23 protein-coding genes are annotated in these 24,507 nt (G+C 62.4%); 13 read left to right on the forward strand and 10 right to left on the reverse strand.

The genetic code is table 11. From position 1 onward, the window contains the following. Positions 1-68 precede the first annotated feature (68 nt). The 6 genes from mpl to GU3_RS03890 all read left to right on the forward strand — a co-directional run bounded on the left by mpl (position 69) and on the right by GU3_RS03890 (position 6,278). The gene (gene mpl / locus GU3_RS03865) at positions 69-1,427 is read left to right on the forward strand and encodes a UDP-N-acetylmuramate:L-alanyl-gamma-D-glutamyl-meso-diaminopimelate ligase (RefSeq protein WP_014291244.1); all 1,359 of its coding nucleotides are present in this window, start codon (positions 69-71) and stop codon (positions 1,425-1,427) included. Beyond that, the gene (locus GU3_RS03870; protein WP_014291245.1) at positions 1,420-2,052 is read left to right on the forward strand and encodes a flavin prenyltransferase UbiX; all 633 of its coding nucleotides are present in this window, start codon (positions 1,420-1,422) and stop codon (positions 2,050-2,052) included. The genes mpl and GU3_RS03870 overlap by 8 nt, the downstream gene beginning before the upstream one ends. Positions 2,053-2,640: 588 nt before the next feature. Next, positions 2,641-3,171 carry a hypoxanthine phosphoribosyltransferase gene (gene hpt, locus GU3_RS03875; RefSeq protein ID WP_014291246.1) on the forward strand — a complete coding sequence of 177 codons (531 nt, stop codon included), beginning with the start codon at positions 2,641-2,643 and terminating at the stop codon, positions 3,169-3,171. 83 nt (positions 3,172-3,254) lie between these two features. Further along, complete coding sequence (locus tag GU3_RS03880) at positions 3,255-4,175, forward strand: ABC transporter ATP-binding protein (protein ID WP_014291247.1); 921 nt, start codon at positions 3,255-3,257, stop codon at positions 4,173-4,175. Continuing rightward, positions 4,172-4,945 (forward strand): ABC transporter permease, encoded by a 774-nt coding sequence (locus GU3_RS03885; RefSeq protein WP_014291248.1) that lies wholly within the window; start codon positions 4,172-4,174, stop codon positions 4,943-4,945. Before GU3_RS03880 ends, GU3_RS03885 begins: the two co-directional genes overlap by 4 nt. 319 nt (positions 4,946-5,264) lie before the next feature. Beyond that, positions 5,265-6,278: an IS110 family transposase gene (locus GU3_RS03890; protein ID WP_014291249.1), complete on the forward strand. Its 1,014-nt coding sequence runs from the start codon at positions 5,265-5,267 to the stop codon at positions 6,276-6,278. A gap of 532 nt (positions 6,279-6,810) precedes the next feature. Here the strand turns inward: GU3_RS03890 and panD are convergent. From panD to dksA, 7 genes are all read right to left on the reverse strand, one after another. Beyond that, on the reverse strand, positions 6,811-7,191 hold the full coding sequence (gene panD, locus GU3_RS03895; RefSeq protein ID WP_014291250.1) for an aspartate 1-decarboxylase: 381 nt from the start codon (positions 7,189-7,191) through the stop codon (positions 6,811-6,813). Positions 7,192-7,256: 65 nt separating this feature from the next. Continuing rightward, complete coding sequence (gene panC / locus GU3_RS03900) at positions 7,257-8,105, reverse strand: pantoate--beta-alanine ligase (protein ID WP_014291251.1); 849 nt, start codon at positions 8,103-8,105, stop codon at positions 7,257-7,259. 9 nt (positions 8,106-8,114) lie between these two features. Beyond that, the gene (gene panB / locus GU3_RS03905; protein ID WP_014291252.1) at positions 8,115-8,909 is read right to left on the reverse strand and encodes a 3-methyl-2-oxobutanoate hydroxymethyltransferase; all 795 of its coding nucleotides are present in this window, start codon (positions 8,907-8,909) and stop codon (positions 8,115-8,117) included. Between the two features lie 12 nt (positions 8,910-8,921). After that, complete coding sequence (gene folK / locus GU3_RS03910; RefSeq protein ID WP_014291253.1) at positions 8,922-9,410, reverse strand: 2-amino-4-hydroxy-6-hydroxymethyldihydropteridine diphosphokinase; 489 nt, start codon at positions 9,408-9,410, stop codon at positions 8,922-8,924. Then, complete coding sequence (pcnB, locus tag GU3_RS03915) at positions 9,407-10,753, reverse strand: polynucleotide adenylyltransferase PcnB (protein WP_014291254.1); 1,347 nt, start codon at positions 10,751-10,753, stop codon at positions 9,407-9,409. Before pcnB ends, folK begins: the two co-directional genes overlap by 4 nt. 102 nt (positions 10,754-10,855) lie before the next feature. Next, positions 10,856-11,779, reverse strand: coding sequence for a tRNA glutamyl-Q(34) synthetase GluQRS (gluQRS, locus tag GU3_RS03920; RefSeq protein ID WP_014291255.1), 924 nt, complete (start codon positions 11,777-11,779; stop codon positions 10,856-10,858). 15 nt (positions 11,780-11,794) lie between these two features. Then, the gene (gene dksA, locus GU3_RS03925; protein ID WP_014291256.1) at positions 11,795-12,247 is read right to left on the reverse strand and encodes an RNA polymerase-binding protein DksA; all 453 of its coding nucleotides are present in this window, start codon (positions 12,245-12,247) and stop codon (positions 11,795-11,797) included. A 281-nt stretch (positions 12,248-12,528) separates the two neighbouring features. Here dksA and sfsA point away from each other — a divergent pair, with 281 nt between their 5' ends. After that, entirely contained in the window at positions 12,529-13,233 is a 705-nt protein-coding gene (gene sfsA, locus GU3_RS03930) for a DNA/RNA nuclease SfsA (RefSeq protein WP_014291257.1), read from the forward strand. Between the two features lie 192 nt (positions 13,234-13,425). On the opposite strand, the gene thpR is transcribed toward sfsA, so the two are convergent. Both thpR and GU3_RS03940 read right to left on the reverse strand, forming a co-directional pair. Continuing rightward, positions 13,426-13,947: an RNA 2',3'-cyclic phosphodiesterase gene (thpR, locus tag GU3_RS03935; RefSeq protein ID WP_014291258.1), complete on the reverse strand. Its 522-nt coding sequence runs from the start codon at positions 13,945-13,947 to the stop codon at positions 13,426-13,428. A gap of 39 nt (positions 13,948-13,986) precedes the next feature. Beyond that, on the reverse strand, positions 13,987-16,215 hold the full coding sequence (locus GU3_RS03940) for an EAL domain-containing protein (RefSeq protein ID WP_014291259.1): 2,229 nt from the start codon (positions 16,213-16,215) through the stop codon (positions 13,987-13,989). Positions 16,216-16,452: 237 nt separating this feature from the next. Between GU3_RS03940 and hrpB the strand changes: the two genes are divergently transcribed. From hrpB to GU3_RS03955, 3 genes are all read left to right on the forward strand, one after another. Beyond that, positions 16,453-18,885 carry an ATP-dependent helicase HrpB gene (gene hrpB, locus GU3_RS03945; RefSeq protein WP_041542913.1) on the forward strand — a complete coding sequence of 811 codons (2,433 nt, stop codon included), beginning with the start codon at positions 16,453-16,455 and terminating at the stop codon, positions 18,883-18,885. A gap of 2 nt (positions 18,886-18,887) precedes the next feature. Continuing rightward, on the forward strand, positions 18,888-21,218 hold the full coding sequence (mrcB, locus tag GU3_RS03950; protein WP_014291261.1) for a penicillin-binding protein 1B: 2,331 nt from the start codon (positions 18,888-18,890) through the stop codon (positions 21,216-21,218). Positions 21,219-21,354: 136 nt separating this feature from the next. Beyond that, positions 21,355-21,780 (forward strand): VOC family protein, encoded by a 426-nt coding sequence (locus GU3_RS03955; protein WP_014291262.1) that lies wholly within the window; start codon positions 21,355-21,357, stop codon positions 21,778-21,780. Between the two features lie 142 nt (positions 21,781-21,922). Here the strand turns inward: GU3_RS03955 and hemL are convergent, their stop codons facing one another. Further along, a complete protein-coding gene (hemL, locus tag GU3_RS03960) occupies positions 21,923-23,209 on the reverse strand; it encodes a glutamate-1-semialdehyde 2,1-aminomutase (RefSeq protein ID WP_014291263.1) in 1,287 nt (428 codons plus the stop codon). 171 nt (positions 23,210-23,380) lie between these two features. Between hemL and erpA the strand changes: the two genes are divergently transcribed. From erpA to GU3_RS03975, 3 genes are read left to right on the forward strand one after another with little or no spacing between them, the layout of a single operon-like run. Beyond that, positions 23,381-23,725 carry an iron-sulfur cluster insertion protein ErpA gene (erpA, locus tag GU3_RS03965; RefSeq protein WP_014291264.1) on the forward strand — a complete coding sequence of 115 codons (345 nt, stop codon included), beginning with the start codon at positions 23,381-23,383 and terminating at the stop codon, positions 23,723-23,725. 8 nt (positions 23,726-23,733) lie between these two features. Further along, positions 23,734-24,057: a glutaredoxin gene (locus GU3_RS03970; RefSeq protein WP_014291265.1), complete on the forward strand. Its 324-nt coding sequence runs from the start codon at positions 23,734-23,736 to the stop codon at positions 24,055-24,057. Continuing rightward, positions 24,054-24,482 carry an HIT domain-containing protein gene (locus GU3_RS03975; RefSeq protein ID WP_014291266.1) on the forward strand — a complete coding sequence of 143 codons (429 nt, stop codon included), beginning with the start codon at positions 24,054-24,056 and terminating at the stop codon, positions 24,480-24,482. Before GU3_RS03970 ends, GU3_RS03975 begins: the two co-directional genes overlap by 4 nt. The last annotated feature ends 25 nt before the right edge of the window (positions 24,483-24,507 follow it).

Here is a 24,507-nt window from a genome sequence, read left to right on the forward strand (position 1 = left end):
AGACGCAGTGCCCAAAGTGCCGGCACATTGCTAGAATGGCTGCAATTTTCAACGCCGAAGGCAGTCTCATGCATATTCATATTCTCGGTATTTGCGGCACCTTTATGGGCGGGCTGGCGGTACTGGCCCGCCAGCTTGGCTACCAGGTCACCGGCAGCGACGCCAATGTCTATCCGCCCATGAGCACCCAGCTGGAGCAGCAGGGGATCGAACTGATCGAAGGCTATGATCCAGGCCAGCTGGATTCAGGCCCGGATCTGGTGGTGATCGGCAACGCCATGAGCCGGGGCAATCCCTGCGTGGAGGCGGTGCTCAACCGGCGCATTCCTTATACCTCCGGCCCCCAGTGGCTGCTGGAGCACGTATTGCAGGGGCGCTGGGTGCTGGCGGTGGCGGGCACCCACGGCAAGACCACCACCTCCGGCATGCTGGCGCATATTCTGGAAGACTGCGGCCTGAAGCCCGGCTTTTTGATCGGCGGCGTGCCCGGCAATTTCGAGGTATCTGCCCGGCTGGGCGAGGCGCCCTTCTTCGTGATAGAGGCGGACGAGTACGACAGCGCCTTTTTCGACAAGCGATCCAAGTTTGTGCACTACCGTCCCAGCACCCTGATCCTCAACAACCTCGAGTTTGATCACGCGGATATCTTTCCGGATCTGGCGGCGATCCAGCGGCAGTTCCATCATCTGCTGCGCATGGTGCCCGGCCATGGCCGGATCCTGATGCCCACCCATACCTCGGCGCTGGAAGTCGTCAAGGACATGGGCTGCTGGAGCGAGCTGGAATACGTGGGCGACGACGGTCTCTGGCGTGCCGAGCTGCTGGCCGCCGACGGCAGCCGCTTTGCGGTCTGGCTCGACGGCGAGCGGGCAGGGGAGGTGAACTGGTCCTGCATGGGGCTGCACAACGTCAACAATGGCCTGATGGCGCTGGCCGCCGCCCGTCATGCCGGGGTGCCGGTGGCCGACGGCATCGCCGCCCTGTGCGGCTTTGTGCCCCCCAAACGGCGCATGGAGCAAAAGGGCGAGGTGGCCGGTATTCGGGTGTGGGACGACTTTGCCCATCATCCCACCGCCATCGCTACCACCCTGGCCGGGCTCAAGGCCCGCAGCGAGGGGCGCCGTGTGCTGGCGGTGCTGGAACCCCGCTCCAACACCATGAAAATGGGCGTGCATCAGCAGGAGCTGGCCGAGTCTCTGCAACAGGCAAACGCCACCTACCTGTTTCAGCCACCGGAGCTTACGTGGGATCTGCAGGCGGTGGCCGATGCCTGTCCGCAAGGCCGGGTGTTTGACGACCTGAACGGGCTGATTGCCGCCCTGGTGAGCGAGGCGAAGGCCGGTGACGAAATTCTGGTAATGAGCAACGGCGGCTTCGGCGGCATTCACGGCAAGCTGCTGGCGGCGCTGGAGGCGGCTCATGGCTGAATACGCCCGTCATCAGCAGCTCACCCTGGCCCTGAGTGGTGCCTCGGGCGCGCCCTATGCCCTGGCGTTGCTGCAGTGCCTGGTCAGGGCCGGCATGCAGGTGCACCTGCTGGTGTCCAGCGCCGCCCGGGTAGTGCTGGCCACCGAGCAGGGCGAGCAATGGCCGGGCAAGCCGGAGCTACTGGCCGCCTACCTGTGTGAGCGTTACGGCGCCGGGCCCGGCCAGATAAGGGTCTACGGCAAGGAAGAATGGTTCTCGCCGGTGGCGTCCGGCTCGGGCGCACCCCGGCGCATGGTGATCTGCCCCTGCTCCATGGGCACGGTGGCCTCCATTGCCAGTGGGGCCTCCGACAACCTGATTGAGCGGGCTGCCGACGTGGTGATCAAGGAAAAAGGCCAGTTGATCCTGGTGCCCCGCGAGTCGCCCTTGTCCGAGATCCATCTGGAAAACCTGCTCAAGCTGGCGCGCATGGGCGTGACCATCATGCCGGCGGCACCGGGCTTTTATCACCAGCCCAAATCGATCGACGATCTGGTGGACTTTATGGTGGCGCGGATCCTGGATCACCTGGGGCTGGATCAGGATCTGGTCAGCCGCTGGGGGTATGGCGCAAGCCAAGCTTGAAGCTGGAAACTTGAAGGTGGCCTGAAGTCGCCAGAAAGTCTGCAATGCGAAGCAACAGTGGGGTTGCGCTACGCCGACACGCTTCAAGCCCATCCATGGGACGCTCGAAAATGCCATGGCATTTTATGGTCGGCTACGGCAATCCCCACTGCTGCTTCGGGCAATCTCGGTGTTGTCTGCATGCGGTCAGTCAGCGGCAAGCGTGCTAAGGAGGACAAAGGGTGTCTGCTTCGCCGTGCCCTCTGCGCCAGGGCCGAAAATTGCTCCTGCATTTCCGGCATTTCCCCCATCCATGGCGGTCAGATGCGCAGCGGAGCCGACATGGGGCGAGCTTGCTCGCCGTGATGAAATGTATCAACCCGACCGAGCATCCAGTGAATGCTCGCAGCGGGTTGAGCCATTGAATGGCAAGCCTTTACGGCGTGCCTTCGAGCAGTGTGCTTTGGCCGACGGTAGTGCACTGCTCTGCAAACGATAATGTTTGTGACTGAGGGCAAGCTTCCAGCTCCCATGCAGATGGGACGGAATTCCGCTAAAATACCGCTTTAATCACAGCCGGGTGTCAGTCACCCGAACGGAGCAGTAACAATGAAACACCGAGTGGATGTGCTGATCGGCACCGATGAGGTCAATGCCAGAACCAGGGCCCTGGGTGAGCAGATTAACAGCCACTATCAGGGCGTGGACGAAGTGGTGATGGTGGGCCTGCTGCGGGGCTCCTGTGTCTTTATGGCCGATCTGTGCCGCCAGCTCACCGTGCCGGTACGGCTCGACTTCATGACCGCCTCCAGCTATGGCAACAGCATGGACAGCAACCGGGACGTACGCATCCTCAAGGATCTGGACGACGAAATCCACGGCAAGCACGTGCTGATTGTGGAAGACATCATCGACACCGGCTACACCCTGAGCAAGGTGAAGGAAATACTGTCCCTGCGTAACCCGGCCTCACTCACCATCTGCACCCTGCTCGACAAGCCCGAGCGGCGCGAGGTACAGGTGCCGGTAGACTGGGTCGGCTTTACCATTCCCGATGAATTCGTGGTAGGTTATGGCATCGATTATGCCCAGTTGTACCGCAATCTGCCCTACATCGGCAAAGTGGTGCCGCTGGAATAACGCACTCTCTTTGTTTCGAACCAATTCAATTTCTTCATATGCCTGGTCCCTGCCCAGGCATATGTTTTTCATTTGGAGCAAACATGACCAAAGCACTGGAGATCCAGGGCCTGCGTAAAACCTACGCCGGTGGCGTGGAAGCGCTCAAGGGGATTGATCTCGGGGTGGAAGCGGGAGACTTCTACGCCCTGCTCGGCCCCAACGGCGCCGGCAAGTCCACCACCATCGGCATTATTTCCTCCCTGGTCAACAAGAGCGGCGGCACCGTTAAAGTGTTTGGCCACGATATCGATACCGAGCTGGAGCAGGCCAAGGCCTGCATCGGGCTGGTGCCCCAGGAGTTCAACTTCAACCAGTTTGAAAAAGTCCGCCAGATTGTGGTCAACCAGGCCGGCCTTTATGGTGTGGAGCGCAAGGAAGCTCTGAGCCGCGCCGAGCGTTACCTCAAGCAGCTGGACCTGTGGGACAAGCGTGATCTGCCGGCGCGTACCCTGTCCGGCGGCATGAAGCGCCGGCTGATGATCGCCCGGGCCCTGATGCACCAGCCCAAGCTGCTGATTCTGGATGAGCCCACCGCCGGGGTGGATATCGAAATCCGCCGGGCCATGTGGGATTTCCTCAAGGAAATCAATGCCGAGGGCATCACTATCATCCTTACCACCCATTACCTGGAAGAGGCCGAGATGCTGTGCCGGCACATCGGCATCATCGACAAGGGCCGGCTGGTGGAAAACACCACCATGAAGGGCTTGCTGGGCAAGCTCAACGTGGAAACCTTTATTCTCGATCTGGCCGCCGACTGCCGGGAGCCGTTTCTGTCGGGTTTTAACTGGCAGATGGTGGACGACCACACTCTGGAAGTGGAAGTGAAAAAGGAGCAGGGGCTCAACGGCGTGTTTGACCAGCTCAACGAGCAGGGCATTCGCGTGCTGAGCATGCGCAACAAGGCCAACCGGCTGGAAGAATTGTTCGTGACACTGGTCGAGCAGGGGAGAAAAGCATGAGCACCAGACAGTATTACATCGCCTTCAACAGCATACTGCACCGGGAAATCGTGCGTTTTACCCGCATCTGGGTACAGACCCTGGTGCCGCCGGCCATTACCATGACCCTGTATTTCGTGATTTTTGGCAACCTGATCGGCAGCCGCATTGGCGAGATGGGCGGTTATTCCTACATGGCCTTCATCGTTCCGGGGCTTATCATGATGTCGGTGATCACCAACTCCTATTCCAACGTGGCCTCGTCGTTTTTCAGCAGCAAGTTTCAGCGCAACGTGGAGGAGCTGCTGGTGGCCCCCGTGCCCACCTACGTGATTATCGCCGGCTATGTGGGCGGTGGCGTGGTACGGGGCCTGCTGGTGGGGCTGATTGTCAGCCTGGTGTCGCTGTTCTTTGTGGACTTGCAGGTCAGCCACCTGTTCAGCGTGATTTTCACCGTGTTCCTCACCGCCGTGCTGTTTTCCCTGGCGGGGCTGCTCAACGCCATCTTTGCCCGCACCTTTGACGACATCAGCATTATTCCCACCTTTGTGCTGACCCCGCTCACCTACCTGGGCGGCGTGTTTTACTCCATCGAGCTGCTGCCCGGCTTCTGGCAGGGCGTGTCCCACGCCAACCCGGTACTCTATATGGTGAACGCCTTCCGCTACGGCTTTCTGGGCATTACCGACGTGCCCCTGACCGTGGCCTACGGCATTATTATCGGCTTTATTGCCGCCTTTTACGCTGCCGCCTGGTACCTGATCCACACCGGCCGCGGCCTGCGGCACTGAGCCGCTCGCGTCTGTAATGCCGTTGCATTCGGACAAAGGGCACTGCTTCGCCGACACGCCGTGACCCCCTCCCTGGGGGCTCCGCTGCGCCCTCCCTGGCGCAGAGGGTGCGGCGAAGCAGACACCCTTTGTCCTTCTTGGACACTCGGAGCTGATTGGCAGCATGCAGGCAACGCCGATGTTGCCCGAAGCAGCAGTGGGGATTGCCGTAGCCGACCATAAAATGCCACGGATGATGAGATGGACACCTCTTGGGTAAGCAGCGTCGTAATGCGCCATATTTGGGTTGAAGCTCAAATAACCACAAAAGGTGTCCACTATGAACATTACGCTCATTGGTCTCGATTTGGCAAAGAATGTGATTCAGATTTGTGGTGTTAATCAAGCTGGCAAAGCGGTATTCAATCGCAGCGTGACCCGTCACAAGGTACTGGAGCTGCTTAGTCAGTACCCTCAGGTACCCATTGCAATGGAAGCCTGCAGTGGCTCCAATTACTGGGGCAGAGCCCTGCAGCAGCGGGGTCACCCAGTGATGTTGCTGCCACCTCAGCACGTGAAACCCTTCGTTAAGGGCAACAAGAACGACCGTAATGATGCCTTTGCTATCTGTGAGGCGGCACGCCGCCCCAATATGACGTTTGTCCAGCCGCGTACGCTGGAGCAGACCGACATCAGCCTGGTACACCGGCTGCGAGAGCGCCGCATCGGCGAGCGAACCCGGTTGATTAATCAGTTACGGGGCTTGCTCAATGAGTACGGCATCGTTCTGGCTGGCGGTAAAGAGACGTTAACGCAGGCCATGCCCTTGCTGCTGGAGGATGCCAGTAACGAACTGACGCCACGGGCTCGGGTCTATTGTCGTGACATCTTGGAAGAATGGCAGCAACTGGATGAGGCTATTCGGTGCCTGGATAAAGACATCGAACAGCAATGTCGCGATAACGAGGCCTGCGCCCGACTCACTGACATTCGAGGTGTGGGCCCGGTGACCGCGACCGCCATGGTCGCCTTTGTCGGCAACGGCAGTCAGTACCGCAATGCCCGGCACTTCTCCGCCAACCTGGGGCTGGTACCGAAAGAGCATTCCAGTGGTGGCAAGCAAAAGCTGGGCAGCATCACCAAGCGCGGCAATGGGTACTTGCGCAAGCTGTTGATACAAGGTGCCTGGTCGATTATCCGGCACCAGAACAAGGCGACAGACCGGTTATCGCAGTGGGTCAAACAACTGGTCGAGCGCCGAGGAAAGCAACGTGCGGCGGTCGCCACGGCCAACAAGCTGGCACGGATTATCTGGGTCATGCTGTTCCGGCAGGAGCGCTATCGGGCAGCCTGAGCTGACCTAAAGAAACCGAATTAACCCTCGTTTGGCAGGAAGGAAAACAAGAGGTTATCACCCCGACGAAACGCGATGTGGAAAACGTGAATGAGGCAACAGGTTAAACCGGCCCTTGCAAACGCCGAGAAAATGTCAGGAGTCTGAACTCCGTAGGGACGATAGGCAGCAAGGGCGCGGTTCTCATTAGGGCCAGAGTGAGCCAATGACTCCCTCATCAAGACAGGCCGAATATACGGGTGCAGTTAATCCTGGTCGCCAAAACACGGAAACCCCACTGGCGAAAAGCGAGGTGTCCATATATGGCATTTTCGAGCGTACATGGGGCGAGCTTGCTCGCCGTGACGAAGTAAAAAGCCTGAACGAACATTAAATATGTTCGCAGCAGGCTTTTTAATGAGTGGCCTTCAATGAAGCGTGTCGGCGGAGCGCAACCGCATTGATGCTTTGTTGCACGACTTTTCCGGCTCGTTTAAGCAAAAAGGCAGCCATTCGGCTGCCTTTTGTTGTTTACTGCGGTGAAAACCGGTGATCAGGCCAGTTGCAGCGGAATGTTCTTGCTGGTGCGCACGATATTGTTGCCGGCGTCCAGGTAGACCAGATTCGGATCGTAGGATTCGATCTGCTGCTCGGTCATGGGGGCGTAGGCGCAGATGATGATACGGTCCCCCACGGCGGCCTTGCGGGCGGCGGCGCCGTTCAGGGAAATCATCTTCGAGCCCCGCTCGCCGGCAATGGCGTAGGTGTGAAAACGCTCGCCGTTCTCGATGTTGTAAATGTCGATCTGCTCATATTCACGAATATTCACGGCATCCAGCAGATCCTGATCGATGGCGCAGGAGCCTTCGTAATTCAGCTCGGCGTGAGTGACCCGGGCCTGGTGCAGTTTGCCCCTGAGCATGATGCGTTGCATGTCCATGTTTAGCTTGTCTCCGTAGTTACCGCCCTGGAGGCGCAAGGAGCAGTGCTGGCCGGCGTTCAGCCGAGCCGCACTACCTGGTTGTCTATCAGTCTGGCCTTGCCCAGAAAGGCGGCCATCAAAATTACCACGGCCCGGCTGTGTTCGGTCAGCCCGGTCAGGGTGTCGGCATCCACCATGTCGATGCCATCAGTACGAAAACCGGCGTTATCGAGCCGGGCGCGGCCCTCGGCGGCCAGTTGCTCGAGGTCGCGCTCGCCGGCGGCTAGCCGTTCTGCCAGCCAGTTCATGGTGGCGGCCAGTTCTGGGGCCAGAGCCCGCTCGGCGTCGGTCAGGTAACCGTTGCGGGAGCTCAGCGCCAGGCCATCCTCGGCGCGTACCGTGGGCACACCGATGATCTCCACCGGCAGGTTCAGATCGGCGGTCATTTTACGGATCAGCGCCAGCTGCTGGTAGTCCTTTTCCCCAAAGCAGGCCAGGTCGGGCTGTACCAGGTTGAACAGTTTGCACACCACAGTGCTGACACCGTCGAAATGCCCCGGACGCAGGGCGCCTTCCAGCACCTCGGACACCCCGGGCACGCTGACCCGGGTCTGTTGCTGCTGGCCATTGGGGTACATCAGCTCCGGCGTGGGGGTAAACACCAGCTCCGCCAGCTCGCCCAGGCGCTCGCAGTCCTGGGCCAGGGTGCGGGGATAGGCGTCCAGATCCGCCGCCCGATCAAACTGCAGGGGGTTGACGAAAATGCTCACCACTACTTTGTCGGCCCGTTCCCGAGCCCGGCGCACCAGCTCCAGGTGGCCGTCGTGCAGGTTGCCCATGGTGGGCACAAAGCCAATGCGCAGGCCGGCGCGGCGCCATTCGGTGATGGTGGCTCTCAGCTGCTCAATGGTACTGACCAGTTGCATGGCAATTCCTCAGTTGAAACTGTGCTCGGGGCCGGGAAAGCGGCCCTCGGCCACCTCGGCCACATAGGTCTCGATGGCGGCCTTCACATTGCCGCTGCCGGCCAGAAAGTTCTTGGTGAATTTGGGCACATAGCCGCTGGTCAGCCCCAGGGCGTCCTGCATCACCAGTACCTGGCCGTCGGTGCCGGCGCCGGCACCGATGCCAATCACCGGAATGGACAGCAGGCGGCTGATGTCGGTGGCCAGGGCGGTGGGCACACATTCCAGTACCAGCAGCTGAATGCCGGCGGCTTCCAGCGCTTTGGCGTGATGCTTAATCTGCTCGGCCTGATCCGCTTCGCGGCCCTGCAGCTTGAAGCCGCCGAACACATGCACCGATTGGGGCGTCAGCCCCAGGTGGCCGCACACCGGCACGCCCTGGCGGGTCAGTTGCTGCACGGTGTCGGCGAGCCAGTCGCCCCCTTCCAGTTTCACCATGTGGGCACCGGCGCGCATCAGGGCGGCGGCATTGGCGCAGGCCTGCTCCGGCGTGCTGTAGCTCATGAACGGCATATCGGCGACGATGAATGCCTTTTCGCAGCCGTTGGCCACACAACGGGTATGATAGGCCATGTCGTCCACGGTCACGCCCAGGGTGCTGCTTTCACCCTGCAGCACCATGCCGAGGGAGTCGCCAATCAGAATGGCGTGCACCCCGGCCTGTTCAAACAGGGTGGCAAAGGTGGCGTCGTAAGCGGTGATCATGGCGATCTTTTCCCCGGCCTGCTTCATGGCCTGCAGCCGGGCGGTGGTGATTTTGCTCATCTTGGGTTCCTGTTACTGCTCGGGCAGCGGGAGCATGCCGTTAAGCGGGCACTGTTGCAGCAGGGAGGAGAGGGAGGTACCGCAGGGAAGAACCAGGCCCGGGGCCAGATCCGCCAGTGGGTAGAGTACGAATTCCCTTTGCTTCATGCCGTAGTGGGGCACGGTCAGACGCTCGTCGTCGATGCGCTGCTCGCCATAGAGCAGCAGGTCGAGATCGAGCGCCCGGGGGCCCCAGCGTTCGTCCTTGCGCACCCGGCCTTCCCGTTGTTCGATGGCCTGGAGGGCATCGAGCAGGGCGTGGGGCGCCAGCTCGGTGTCAAACACCGAGACGCTGTTGAGATAGTCCGGCTGATCTGCGGGGCCCATGGGCCTGCTGCGGTACAGCCGGGCATGGCGCAGGCTGCCGGGGGTGGCCAGGGCCTGCAAGGCCTGCCGAGCGGCCCGAATGCGCGCCAGGGGCTCATTCAGGTTGGCGCCCAGGGCCACAAAAACGGTGGTCACGACTCCTTTCTCCGGCGCGGTCGGCGACGGGGGCGCTTGCGTGGTTTGCGCTCGCCACGCTCGTCGTTATCCTGGCGGGCGTTGCGGCTTGGCTGCTGGCGTTCTGCCGAATCGCGGTCCACCGGGTGGCGCTCCACCGGGTTGGCCTGCTGGAACTCGGTCCACCATTCGGCCAGCTCCTTCAGGCGCGGATCCAGCTCGGCCCGCAGCAGCAGAAAGTCGTAGCCGGCGCGGAATTTGGGATGCTCCAGCAGGCGGAACGGGCGCTTGCCGGCGCGCTTGGTCAGCCGGTCCTGCAATTGCCAGATGTCCCGCACCACAGTGCTGAAGCGGCGCGGTATGGCCACGCTTTTCACCTGGCGGCCAATCACGTCGTCGGCGGCCAGCATAAAGGCATCGTGATAACCAAGGCCCCCTTCGTTGACGAACTCCTGGGTACGGGTTTCCACCGGTCCCCACAGCAGGGCGGCATAGAGGAAGGCGGGGGTCACCCGCAGATCCTGGGCGATACGCTCGTCGGTGTTGGCCAGGGCCAGCTCGATAAAGCGACCGTAGCGGTTGTTGCCCCGGCCCATGACTTCGGCGGCTTCCGGAAACAGCGGTGCAAACAGGCCGTAGTGCTGCAACTGGCGGTAGGTTTCGACGCCCTGGCCGGCCAGCAGCAGCTTGAGGGTTTCCTCAAACAGCCGGGCGGCGGGAATGTCCGTCAGCAGCGGCGCCAGTTCCCGAATGGGGGCCTCTGTGCGCGGGCTGATGGACAGCCCCAGCTTGGCGGAAAAACGCACCGCCCGCAGCATGCGCACCGGATCCTCCCGGTAGCGGGTCTCCGGGTCGCCAATCAGCTCCAGGCGACGGGCTTCCAGATCCTTCAACCCGCCGGCAAAACCGTGCACGGTGAAGTCGGCAATGTTGTAGTAGAGGGCGTTGACGGTGAAATCGCGACGCTCGGCGTCTTCCTCTATGGTGCCGTAAACGTTGTCACGCAGCAGCATGCCTTCCTTGGAGCGGGAAGACAGCTGCTTGCTGGTGTTGACGCTGTGGTGATGGCCGCGAAAGGTGGCGACTTCGATCACGTCCCGGCCGAACAGCACATGGGCCAGGCGAAAGCGGCGACCCACCAGCCGGCAGTTGCTGAACAGCCCCTTGACCTGCTCGGGCGTGGCGCTGGTGGCCACGTCAAAGTCCTTGGGCTGACGCCCCAGCAGCAGGTCGCGCACGCCACCGCCCACCAGGTAGGCATCAAAGCCCGCCTTGTTCAGGCGATAGAGCACCTTGAGGGCGTTTTCACTGATTTGTCGGCGCGAAATACCGTGCTGGTCGCGCGTCAGTATCACGGGTTGCAAAGGCAACGCCTCCTGTTGTCGGGTCAGCAGCTTTTTACAAAAGCCGGCAATCTGGGAAAAAATGGGACACCTCGCGGGGCTCGGGGTTGAAAAATCGGCGCACTATGATAGCGCAGGGCGCTGGAAATGCGAACTGTCGGCGTCATCCAGCGCGATTTGCGGCCCTTTCGGTACCCGCTGCAACTGCCAGTGGGGCACGGCCCAGGCCAGCAGCTCCGCCGCCCCGGCGTTAAACAGTTCCGCCGGCGGTTGCTGGCCAAGAAAGGCCAGGGCCTGCCACAGGGCGGGGCCCGGTGCCCGCCTGTCGAGCGGCGGCGCGTGGTTCTGCTTTGACAGCTTGTGACCCTGGTGCACCGCCAGCGGCAGGTGCAGCCAGCCCGGTTCGGGGGCGCCCAGCAGCCGGTAAAGGGCAATCTGGCGCACCGTGGGCTCCAGCAGATCGGCCCCGCGTACCACCTCGGTAATGCCTGCATCCATGTCGTCGATCACCACCGCCAGGTTGTAGGCATAAAGGCCGTCGCGCCGGCGCAGAATAAAGTCTTCCTGTGCCAGCGCGGCCGCCACTCGTACCTCGCCCTGCAGCCGGTCGTGAAAACCATACACCGGCGCCGTCATTTTCAGCCGCACGGCGGCGCCCTGCGCCGGCAGGCCCAGCCCGCGGCAGTGGCCGTTGTAAAGCCCCCCGGCGGCGGCAATTTGTTTGCGGGTGCAGTGGCAGTGGTAGGTCAGACCACGGCTGGCCCAGTCGTCCAGCAACTCCTGATACCGGTGATGGCGCCGGCTCTGATAGACCAGTTCGCCATCCCAGTGCAGGCCAAAGGCCTCCAGGGTGCGCAGAATATCGTCGGCGGCGCCGGGCACTTCCCGGGGCGGATCCAGATCTTCAATGCGCACCCGCCATTGTCCCGCCTGGCGGCGAGCCTGCAGGTAACTGCCGAGAGCGGCAATCAGGGAGCCAAAGTGAAGGGGACCGCTGGGAGAGGGGGCGAAGCGCCCTGTGTAGCGGTCGGGCGCTGTGGTATTCATGGCGTGAAGGGCCGGTCAGTAACCGGCCATCTGCTTTTCCTTGATCTCAGCCAGGGTCTTGCAGTCGATGCACAGATCGGCGGTGGGGCGGGCTTCCAGCCGGCGAATGCCGATTTCCACGCCGCAGTGCTCGCAAAAGCCGAAGTCATCGTCTTCGATTTTCTGCAGGGTCTTTTCGATCTTCTTGATCAGTTTGCGTTCCCGGTCACGGGCGCGCAGCTCAAGGGCGAACTCTTCTTCCTGGGCGGCCCGGTCAACCGGGTCGGGGAAGTTGGCCGCTTCGTCCTTCATGTGGCCCACGGTACGATCCACTTCTTCGCGCAATTGATTGCGCCAGGCGCCCAGAATTTTGCGGAAGTGCGTTTTCTGCTCTTCGTTCATGTATTCTTCGTCGGGCTTGGCCTGGTAGGGCTCCACACCGGCAATAGCCAGAATACCGAGAGATTTTTTGGTTTCGACTGCTGGCATTCCGTATCTCCTAAAAAGCAAATATTGCGCCAACCAAATTTGAGAAGCGGCTATCTATAGCAGAAAGCATATTGGCAAAGCAATTTTACCGTGCGGTTTCTGCGAAAGTGGTCCCTGCACCACTTCGAAGGGTCAACAGGAGCCACCGACAAACCCAAGAGGCGGTCTCTCTTTGTGGTGAGCTCACCAGATGGGGGCGAGCCTTGCGCTTTTCAAGGCTGGAGCCCCGAACCTTGCTACGGTTACCATTTCATGTCATTCCCACAACTATAGGTATTATTTTGCGTTTTTCCTCTCCCCTGGGCCACGGCCGGCTGATTCAGCGCTATAAACGCTTTCTGGCCGATATTATTGTCGATGAGCGGGAACTGACCCTGCATTGCCCCAATACCGGCCGCATGACCGGGTGTGCCGGGCCGGGCTGGGCGGTGTATTACTCCACCTCCGACAACCCGAAACGCAAGTATGCCCATACCTGGGAGTTGTGCCGGGATGACGCCGGCCACCTTATTTGCGTGAACACCAGCCGGGCCAACCAGCTGGTGGCGGAGGCGCTGAGTGAGCAGCGCATTCCGGCCCTGGCGGGCTATAACAGGGTGCGTAGCGAGGTGCGCTACGGCGCCGAGCGCAGCCGCATCGACTTTCTGCTAAGTGGCCCCGACTTGCCCGACTGTTATGTGGAGGTGAAGAGCGTAACCCTGCATGAAGGAGAAGGGCGGGGCTTCTTTCCCGATACCCAGAGCCTGCGGGCACAGAAGCATGTGCGCGAGCTGATGGAGTGTGCTCAGGCCGGTCACAGGGCGGTGATGCTGTTTTGCGTGCTGCACACCGGCATTGCGCGAGTCAGCCCGGCCGAACACCTGGACCCCAAATATGCCGCGCTGGTGCGCGAGGCCGTGGCCGCCGGCGTGGAATGTCTGGCCTGGAAAGCGGATATTTCTCTCGAGGGCATGACCCTGTCCCAGCCGGTGCCGGTGGCGGTTTAAACACCAAGGTGCCGTGAAAGCCGCCTTCGGGAGCGGGGGCAGCGCTGCGATAACCGGGTTGCCTCCTTCGACACGCTTCAAGCCCTTCCTTGGGACGCTCGGCACATGCCATCCATGGCATGTGACGGTCGAATACGGCAATCCCGGTTATCACCGCGAATCACCTCTGTGCTGTTTGTGGTTACCCAGTCCCTAATCCCTCTTCAAGAGCCAGCGCTTAAGGCATTCATACACCGGCCCCTGGTCGGTGAGGGTGGAGCGGTACAGACACAACGCCTGGGGCCGGTAAGGGACCGGGGTGATGACGGGCAGATCATGGGTTTTGCAGTGGCGAAACAGGGTGATGTGAGGACGGTAGGCCTTGTGAGGCTTGCCAATGCCCAGGGCCCGGCATTTCAGCTCCACCGTCTCGGCCAGGGTCATTAACGCCGGCGGCGGCTGGCTCGGCCCCAGCCACACCACGCCGGCCCGGGGAAAGCAGCCCAGCCGGTCCAACTCCAGTTCAATACCGGGCAGGGGCAGGCGGTCCAGTTGTGTGAGCAGTGAGGACTGCTGCTCCGGGCTGCACTGGCCGAGAAAGTGCAGGGTCAGGTGCAGCTGGTGCGGTGGAATGCGCCGGCCGGGCAGGGCCAGCCGGTGTTGCAGTGCTTCAAGTGCCGGGGCCAGCTGCTCGGCGGGAAAGGCCAGGAACAGCCGGTTGTCATCATTTGCCATGATTGCTTCTCGCCTGGTTGTCCGTTGCTTTCGTGGCCATCATGAACCGGCGCTCAGCACACCGGCGTGTTCAGTATTGGTGGTGGCGTCGCTCCCCACCAGCTCCCTGTGGCCGTGGTATTGCAGCGCCTGCTCGGGGGAAAGCGGCCGGGCAAACAAAAAGCCCTGGCCGTAATCACAGCCGATGGCCTTGAGCCGTTGCATTTGCGGCCCGGTTTCAATGCCTTCGGCCACCACCTTGAGCTCCAGTTTGTGCACCATGGCGGTAATGGCTTCCACCATCTGCTGATCAACGGGGCAGGTTTCCAGCTCCTGAATAAAGGAACGGTCGATCTTCAGGGCATGGACCGGCAACTGGCGCAGTTGTGACAGCGAGGAGTAGCCGGTGCCGAAGTCATCGATGGAAATGCGAATCCCCAGGCGCTTCAGGCGCTCAATCAGGGCCATGGCCAGATCGACGTTTTCCATCAGCAGGGACTCGGTAATTTCCAGCTCCAGCCAGCCGGGCGGCACCTGCCAATGCTGCAGCAGGGCCGCCACCCTGTCCGCAAAGTCGGCCTCTCGCAACTGGCAAACACTGAGGTTGACCGCCACCGGCCGAACGGTGCGGCCGGCCTGCTGTTGCTGGCGCACAAAGCCACAGGCCGCTTCTATTACCCAGTAGCCAATGGGCACAATCAGGCCGGTCAGCTCGGCCACCTCCATAAAGCTGTCCGGCGCCAGCGTGCCCCGCACCGGGTGATGCCAGCGCAGCAAGGCCTCGAACTTTACTAGCCGGCCATTGGCCAGGGAGACGATGGGCTGGAACACCAGAGCAAATTCCTGCCGGCGAACGGCCTGACGCAATTCTTCCTCGAGCTGTATCGAATACAGCGCCTGCTCCTGCATGTCGGTGTTGTAAAAGGAAAGTTGGTTTTTACCCGCCCGTTTCGAGACATACATGGCCAGATCGGCGTTACGCAGCAAGTCGCCACTGCTGGTGCCGTCCTTCGGGGCCAGGGTAATGCCAATACTGGTGCCCACCACCGCCTCGTGCTGGGCCAGCGGCACCGGTTTGCTGAGGTTGCGAATGATTTTTTCCGCCACCCGGCGCGCGTTGCCGGCGCTTTTGATGTGTACCAGCACGACCGCAAATTCATCCCCTCCCAACCGCCCGACGATGTCGGTTTTCCGGACCGTGGCGGTGAGTCGCCGGGCTACTTCCATCAGCAACCGGTCGCCGTCGGTATGCCCGGTGGCATCATTGATGCGCTTGAAGTCATCCAGATCCAGGTACATCAGCGCCAGGGGCTCATCTTCCCGCTGGCTGTTCAGAATCGCCTGATCCAGCTGTTCGGTGAAAAAGCGCCGGTTGGCCAGGCCCGTGAGCTCATCATAAAAGGCCAGCTGCTCCAGCTGGGCGGTTTGTTGTGCCACCAGCTCCCGCAACCGCGCCGGCTCCCGCAGAATACGGTATATCAGCAGCGCGAACACGGTCGCGGTGATCAGGCTGAGGAGAATGCCCACCCCAATCTGCCAGGCGAAGCTGGCGGGCCGGCTCATGGCGAGGGTCCACTCGCCATTGGGCACACCGATGCGCTTGGTCACTCGCTGCTTATCCAGCGGCCGGGCGGAGTGGGCAAAGACGTCCACCTTGCCGGTGTCGGGATGCAGGCGGGACAGTTCAAAGGCGTAGCCTTTTTGCTGCAGTTGATCCAGCTCGGTAAAGGCCAGCAGGTCATCCAGATAAATCAAGGCCGTGGCAAAGCCCCAGAAACTCGACTCGCCGTTTTGTTCCAGAAACACCGGGTTTCTGCCCACCATGCCCATTCGGCCCTGTACCAGCATAAAGGGGCCGGCCAGGGTCAGGGTCTTGCTCCTGATGGCCTCCCAGGCTTCCTTTTTACGTTTGTCACTCACCAGCAGATTATGGCCAAGGCCCTTTTCATTGCCTGCCAGCGGGTAGGTATACCGGGTGATGCCCTCGGGCGCGAGCTGAAGGCTGGATACGCCGCCCAGGGTCTGCATCACCTCTTCGGCGAACTTGTCGAAATCCCTGAACTGGCCGTGGCTGCGGCGTACTTCCTGGGCAAGGATATAGGTCGATGACAGCGAGCGGTTCAGGCGCCGCTCGATGGCGGCGGCCTGCACACCCACCACTTCTTCCATCAGCAGCCGCTGTTCCTTGCGGTCTGCGAGAATATTCAGGTGGGTGTAATACGCCCCGGCGGCGAATACGCACACAAATACCATCAGGGTATAAAGGCGGCAGGGCCTGAATTTAAGCATTGATGTCTCTTACCTGGCTTGAGAAGCGTTTGAGTTTGGTGGTTTCACGGCACCAGGCACGACCACACAACAATGCCTAAATCAGCGTAATAAACCGTCTTGGATTACCTGCAAACCACTATACAGCGGTTCTGCTGGAGTGGGGAACCACCGGCGCGGGACGAACCACGGCCGCATAGTCCTTTTCGCGGACTTTTGGCACAATACAGCGGTTTTTCAAGTCAGCCGAGTACGCGCGTGAACCAGCTACCCATCACAGAGGCATTGCCTCAATTGCAGCAAGCCCTGGCGGCCAGCCAGATCATCGTTGAGGCGCCCCCCGGCGCCGGCAAGTCCACCTGGCTGCCGCTGTGGCTGTTGCAACAGGCCGCCATTCCCGGTCGCATCATCATGCTGGAGCCCCGCCGGCTGGCGGCCCGCGCCATTGCCCAGTACCTGGCCGCCCAGCTGGGTGAACAGCCCGGCCAGACCGTGGGCTACCGCATGCGCGGCGAAAGCCGCACCGGCAAGCAGACCCGGCTGGAGGTAGTCACCGAAGGGGTGCTGACCCGCATGCTGCAGGCGGATCCCGAGCTCGGCGGCGTGTCCTTGCTGATTTTCGACGAGTTTCACGAGCGCAGCCTGCAGGCGGACCTGGCCCTGGCTTTTGCCCTGGAATGCCAGGCGCTGCGCGATGATCTCAAGATCATGGTGATGTCGGCCACCCTCGACGGCCTGGCCCTCGATACTCTGCTGCCCGAGGCCGAGCTGGTGGTGAGCCGGGGCCGCAGTTTTCCGGTGGCGCTGGAATACCGGCCCCGCAACCAGCACAGCCCGCTGGAAGAAAGCCTGGGCCGGGCGGTACTTGACGCCCTGGGGCGCGAAGCGGGCAGCCTGCTGGCCTTTCTGCCCGGGGAGCGGGAAATTCGCCGGGCCGAGGAGTGGCTGCGCGAGCGGCTGCCTGAAGACGTTGAACTCAGGCCCCTCTATGGTCGTCTTTCCCTTGCGGAACAGCAGGCGGCCATTGCGCCGGCGACGGACGGGCGGCGCAAGGTGGTGCTGGCCACCAATGTGGCGGAAACCTCGCTCACCATTGAAGACATTCGCCTGGTGGTGGACTCGGGGCTGGAGCGCCAGGCCCGGTTTGATCCCGACGCCGGCCTGACCCAGCTGCACAGCCGGCTTATCGGTCAGGCTTCGGCCACCCAGCGTGCCGGCCGGGCCGGGCGTCTGCAACCGGGCACCTGCATTCGGCTGTGGAGCAAAGAGCAACAGGAGCGGCTGGCGCCGCGCCGGCCGGCGGAAATCGAGCAAAGCTCGCTGGCCGGTTTTGTGCTGGAATGTGCCGCCTGGGGGGCCGAGCCCGAGCAGTTGCCGCTGCTGACCCCACCGCCGGCGCCGCTGCTGGCGGCGGCCCGGGCCGAGCTGGAAGCCCTTGAACTGCTGACCGGCAACCAGCTCACCGCCCTGGGCCGCCGGGTCTGGCAGCTGGGCACCGAGCCCTGGCTGGGTCAGCTGTTGCTCACCGCCCTCGACTGGCAGCAGCGGGGCCACGACGGCGCCCTGGCCGATGCCGCCTGGTTGCTGGCGCTGCTGGAGGAGGGGCGTCCCGGTGATGGACCGCTGTCGGGCCAGTTGCTGGCGGCCAGAGGTCGTCTCAAGGCCGCCGCCCGGCGCTGGTTTGAACGGGCCGGACAGCCCATGGCCGAGCCGGTGGGCACCTATGTGGGACCGCTGCTGGCCAATGCCCGGCCTCAGTGGGTGGGGCAGTTACGCAAACTCAGACGTTATGGCCTGGCCGGCGGGCTCAGCGCCGATCTGCCCGATGGCAGCCCGCTGACCGGCAAGGAGTGGCTGGCGGTCGCGGCATTGAGCCGGGGCGAGCGGGGAGTGTTCATTCAGGCCGCCGAGCCGGTGGCACTGACCCAGTTGCAGCGTTTTGTACCGGAGCGGTTCAGCGAGCGCGAGCAGCTGGAATGGGACGACGCTGCCAACCGGGTGCGGGCCGAGCGCCACTGGTGCTTTGGCCGGCTGGTGCTGAGAAGCACGCCGCTGGACTCGGTCAGCCCCGAGCAGCGGGCGCAATGTCTGTTGCAGGAGCTGCAAAAACGGGGCTGGAGTGCCCTGCCCCTGGACGAAAGGGCCCGGCAAATCTGGCTGCGCCTGAAGCTGGCCGGACAAAAACTGGCCGACCGGGGATTTTCCCCTTGTGATGAAGACGCCTGGCTGGCCGAGGCGGAACACTGGCTGGGGCCGCACCTGCACGGGCTCGGCCGCTGGGACGAGCTGACCAAACTCGACTGGAGTGCCATTTTGCTGAGCCGGCTGGACTGGTCACAGCGGCAATTGCTGGATACCCTGCTACCCGGCCATCTTGAACTCGCCACCGGCACGCGGGCGGCGATTCGTTACCGGGCAGAGGAAGATCCGGTGTTGCCGGTGAAACTGCAGGAAATGTTCGGCCAGGCCGGCTCGCCGCTGCTGGCCGAGGGCCGGGTGCCGCTGGTGCTTGAGCTGCTGTCGCCGGCCCGCCGGCCGCTGCAGCTGACCCGGGATCTGGCCGCCTTCTGGGCAGGAGCCTACCAGGAGGTAAAAAAGGAAATGCGCGGACGCTATCCCAAACACCCGTGGCCCGATGATCCCGCCAATACGGCGCCAACCTGGCACACCAAAAAACACATGAAGCACTGATTATGGCAAAAAAGACAACCCGCAAGACCCGTAAAAAGCCGGTCAAAAAGCAGCGCCGGTTCGGCTGGGGGCTGATGCTCAAGCTGGCCCTGGTGGGCGCCGTGCTGGTAGGCACCTTCGGCATCTATCTCGACAGCCAGGTGCGCGCCCGCTTTGAAGGGCAGAAATGGGCGCTGCCGGCGCTGGTGTACAGCCGGCCGCTGGAACTGTTCCCGGGGCAGAAGCTGTCCCATGCGCAAATGCTGCGCGAGCTGCAACTGCTCAACTACCGCAAGGTGGCCAGCCCGTCACGGCCCGGTGAGTATGCGGTCAGCCGCAACCGCATCGACATCCACCGCCGGCCGTTCAACTTTGCCGATGGTGCCGAGCAGGCCCGCACCCTGCTGCTGAGCTTTGACGGCCAGCGCCTGAGCCGCATGCAGAACCCGGACAACGGCCGGGAGCTGGGCTATGCGCGCATGGACCCGGTGCTGCTCGACCGGCTCAGCGTGGAGGAGCGGGAAGACCGGCTGCTGGTGCGCCTGAACCAGGTGCCTGAGTTGCTGGTGCAGGCCCTGATCACCGTGGAAGACCGGGATTTCTACCAGCATGATGGCGTATCGCCGCTGGCGATACTGCGGGCGCTGGTGGTCAACATCAAGGCCGGGCGCACCGTGCAGGGCGGCAGTACCCTGACCCAGCAGCTGGCCAAGAACTTCTTCCTCAGCCAGGATCGCAGCCTGTGGCGCAAGGTGCAGGAAGCCTACATGGCCCTGATCATCGACTTTCGCTACGACAAGGACGAAATCCTCGAGGCCTACCTGAATGAGGTCTACCTGGGACAAAATGGCTCCAAGGGAGTCTTTGGTTTTGGCCTGGCCAGTTATTTCTATTTCGGCCTGCCCATCAACGAGCTGAATCCGGATCAGATGGCACTGCTGGTGGCCCTGGTGAAAGGGCCGTCGTTTTACGATCCCTGGCGCAACCCGGAGCGGGCCCGGGAGCGGCGCGATCTGGTGCTGCGGCTGCTGGCCAACGAAGGCCACATCGACCGGCAGACCTATGAAACGGCCAGTGGCCGGGATCTGGGCTTGATTGAGCGGGGCCGCATGGGTTATGGCCGTACCCCGGCCTTTATGGGCCTGCTGAAAGACGAGCTGAAAACCCGTTTTGGCCCCGAGTTTCTGAACCAGAACGGCCTGCGTATTTTTACCAGCCTGGATCCCATTGCCCAGCATGCCGCCGAACAGGCGGTGGCGGAGCAGATCAAGCAATTGCGTGAGCGCACCAAACGCCAGGATCTGGAGGCCGCCATGGTGGTCTCCAACTGGCGCAAGGGCGAGGTCAGTGCCGTGGTGGGTGGCGCCGATCCTTCCTTTGCCGGCTTTAACCGGGCGCTGTCGGCCCGTCGTCAGATAGGCTCGCTGATCAAGCCGCCGGTGTACGCCCTGGGGCTGGAAAACGGCTACAGCCTGGCCAGCCTGCTCAAGGACGAGCCGGTCACCCTGCGCAGCGAAGGCGGCCAGGTGTGGCGGCCCAAGAACTATGACCGCCAGTATCGCGGCAGCGTGTTGCTGGTGGATGCCCTGGCCAAGTCCCTCAACGTGCCCACGGTGAACCTGGGCATGGCGGTGGGGCTCGACAAGATAGTCGACGGCCTCAAGCGCATGGGCGTGGAGCAGCCGGTGCCGCCTTATCCGTCCCTGATGCTGGGCACCCTGGAGCTGACCCCCCTTGAGGTGAACCAGCTGTATCTGACCCTGGCCAATCAGGGCCTGTATCAGCCGCTGACCTCGATTCGCGCCATTCAGGACGAAGACGGCGAGCTGGTGTACCAGCACACGGCCAGGGCCAGGCAGGTGCTGGAGCCGGAAGCCGGCTACCTGGGGCTCTATGCCATGACCCGCACCGTGGCCGGCGGTACCGCGGCCCATCTGGCGGCGCGTTTTCCCAACCGGGTGATGGCGGGCAAGACCGGCACCACCAACGATCTGCGTGATGCCTGGTATGCCGGCCTCGACAACGAGGAGCTGGTGACCGCCTGGGTGGGTCGGGATGACAACGGCGTGACCGGGCTGACCGGCGCCAGTGGGGCCCTGCGGGTGTACAGCCGCTACCTGGATGGCCGTGGCGTCGACTCCCTGGAGCTGACGCCGCCGCCGGGCATTGATCAGGTGAACTTTGCCCTTCGCGACGGCCAGCCGGCGGATCCCCGCTGCGAGCCGACCCGTCTGCTGCCGGCCCGTACTCAGGGCCTGCCGCCCATGCGCGGTTGTCAGCCGTCCTTGCCCGAGCTGCCTTCCGGCGAGCAGGTCGGCGGCTGGCTGCGGGATATTTTCGACTTCGCCCGCTGAGCAGTGCTGGGGTGGGGCAGGGAGGCCTCACCCTGTGTCTCGCTTACCCCTTCCCATCTGCATTTCCTTCCTCACTGCAACAGGTGAAAGCGGTTGACTCCGTATATGCTCAATAGAACAGACGGAGGTGAGCGCCATGTTTGCTTTTCATCATGTGACCCTTAACGTGCGAAACCTGGATGCGGCCGAAGGGTTTTACAAGGGGCTCGGCTTTGAGCCCGATTATCGCTGGCAGGATGAGCAGGGTGAGCTCCAGATCTGTCATTTGCGCCTGGGGCAGGCGCGACTGGAATTGTATTGTTTTCGTCCGGCGGATGAGCCGGAGCTGTCGGCGCTGCCGCCCTGGGCCCATGGGCACCGACTGGGGCTCAGACATTTTGCCCTGCAGGTGAACGATCTGGACGACGCCCTGAGCAGTCTGCACGGGGCCGGGTTGCTGGCGGACAAGCCGTCACCGGTGCCGGGGCAGACCTGCGAACGTTATGTGTTCATCATGGATCCGGATGGCAACAGCGTGGAGCTGCTGGAGGCACCGCTGGTAGAGATACAGCGGCCGGAGTAGGGCGCAAGCACGAAGCACCAACAGGGTTACCTCCACCGACACGCTGCAAGTACATCCATGTGGCGCTCGGCACATGCCGTCCCTGGCATGTGACGGTCGGTTACGGCAATCCCTGCTGTTGCTTCTTAGGGTCGACTGTTAGTTAGCCTTTCAGCGCGGCAAAGGCCTTGTCGGCGGCGGCAAGGGTGTTGGCAATTTCCTGATCACCGTGGGCCAGAGACATAAAGCCCGCTTCAAAGGCGCTGGGCGCCAGGTAGACGCCGTGGTCCAGCATCAGGTGGAAGAAGCGCTTGAAGGCATCCAGATCGCAGCGGGTGACCTGCTCGTAGCTGCTGATGTTGTTCTCCTCGGTAAAGAAGAAACCAAACATGGCGCCGACCCGGTTGGTGGTAAAGGGAATGCCGTGTTTGTCGGCGGCGGCCTGCAGGCCGTCTACCAGCGCCTGGGTTTTTTGCTCCAGGGCCTCGTACACGCCGGGCTGGCTGATGGCGTTGAGGGTCGCCAGACCCGCGGCCATGGCCACCGGGTTGCCGGACAGGGTGCCGGCCTGATACACCGGGCCGGTGGGGGCCAGGTGCTCCATGACATCGCGGCGGCCGCCAAAGGCGCCCACTGGCATACCGCCGCCGATGATCTTGCCCAGGGTGGTGAGATCGGGCTTGATGCCAAAGCGCGCCTGGGCGCCGCCCAGAGAGGCGCGGAAACCACACATCACTTCGTCGAAAATCAGCAGGGCGCCGAACTCGTCGCAGATACTGCGCAGGCCTTCGAGGAAACCGGGCGCCGGCGGAATGCAGTTCATGTTGCCGGCCACCGGCTCCACGATAATACAGGCGATGTCGGCCGGGGCGGCTTCAAAGGCGGCGCGCACCGAGTCCAGATCGTTAAAGGTGCAGGTCAGGGTGTGCTTGGCAAAGTCGGCGGGCACGCCCGGCGAGTTGGGCTGGCCCAGGGTCAGGGCGCCGGAGCCGGCCTTCACCAGCAGACAGTCGGCGTGGCCGTGGTAGCAGCCTTCAAACTTTAGGATCTTGTCCCGGCCGGTAAAGCCCCGGGCCAGGCGAATGGCGCTCATGGTGGCCTCGGTGCCGGAGTTGACCATGCGCACCTGCTCCATGGACGGCACCAGCTGGGAGACCTTCTCGGCCATGGTGACCTCCACCCCGGTGGGGGCGCCAAAGCTCAGGCCGCGGGACACGGCTTCGATCACCGCTTCTTTCACCACGGGGGCGTTGTGGCCCAGGATCATCGGACCCCAGGAGCCGACGTAATCGATATAGCTGTTGCCGTCCACATCATACATGCGGGCGCCGTCGGCGCGCTCGATAAAGCGGGGCGTGCCGCCCACGCCGCTAAAGGCGCGAACCGGCGAGTTGACGCCGCCGGGAATAACGCGGCGGGCCTGGTTAAAGAGGTCATCAGACTTGGACATGCACATAATCCTTGGTGTTCATGGTCGCGAAAGGCCACGCTCAGGGCGGCCGGTGTAGCCCGACTATAACAAAATCCGCACAGGCCGAGAATCACGCCACTTCGCACAATACTTGAACTGTTTGGTCGGGTATTGGATAATTTTGCCGACACCGACATAAACGAGGTAGTGATGAGCGAAGCAGTCCCCCTGCCGATCCAGATGAGCGATGCGGCAGCCAACAAGGTCAAGTCCCTGATCGCCGAAGAGGAAAACCCCAATCTCAAGTTGCGGGTATACATCACCGGCGGCGGCTGCTCCGGTTTTCAGTACGGCTTTACCTTTGACGAAAACAGCAACGACGGCGACACCGTGATCGAAAAGAACGGCATCGTCATGGTGGTGGATGCCATGAGCCTGCAATACCTGGTGGGCGGTACCGTCGACTATGTGGAAGGCCTGGAAGGCTCCCGTTTTCTGGTCACCAACCCCAATGCCACCAGCACCTGCGGCTGTGGCTCTTCCTTCAGCATCTGAGGCCATTCATGTCCCTGTTTGACTGGTTTGGCGGCGCAAGCCAAGCCGCCGAGTCGGCCCCGGCGGTCACCAGCGCCGAACGGCTGGCGCTGTATCAGAAAGAGTGGTGCCCCTATTGCCAGCGGGTCAAGGCCGTGATCCGCGAGCTGGGTCTTGAGCTGACTGAATACGACACCAATGATCCCGAGCACCTACAGGCGCTGATGGCCGGTGGCGGCCAGCGCATGGTGCCCTGCCTGCGCATTGAGCAGGATAACGGCGACTATTTCTGGCTGTATGAGTCGGCGGATATTGCTGCTTACCTGCGCCTGCATTTTGGCAAGGCGTCATGAACGACTTTGTGCTGCATGAACGCCTGGCCGCCGACTGTGTGGTGCTGGGCGATCTGCCCTTAAGCCGAGTGCTGCTGGCCCGGGACGGCCGTTACCCCTGGCTGATTTTGGTGCCCCGCCACGCCGGGCTGCGGGAAATTCACCATTTATGCGAGGCCGACCAGCAGCAGCTGATGCGCGAGTCCTGCGCCCTGGGCCGGTTGATGGAAACCGTGCTGTCGCCCGACAAGCTCAACGTGGCGGCGCTCGGCAACCTGGTGCCCCAGCTGCACCTCCACCATATTGCCCGCTTTACCGGCGATGACGCCTGGCCCGGCCCAATCTGGGGGCGGTTTGAGGCTCAGCACTACGACAACGCCGAGGCCGAAGCCGACCGCTGGCGCGAGCGGCTGGCCAGCCTGTCGGACTTTGTGCCAGCCCAATAAAAACGGCCCGCGTTCTGCGGGCCGT

It is taken from the genome of Oceanimonas sp. GK1, from assembly GCF_000243075.1.
In the GTDB taxonomy this organism is placed as follows: domain Bacteria; phylum Pseudomonadota; class Gammaproteobacteria; order Enterobacterales; family Aeromonadaceae; genus Oceanimonas.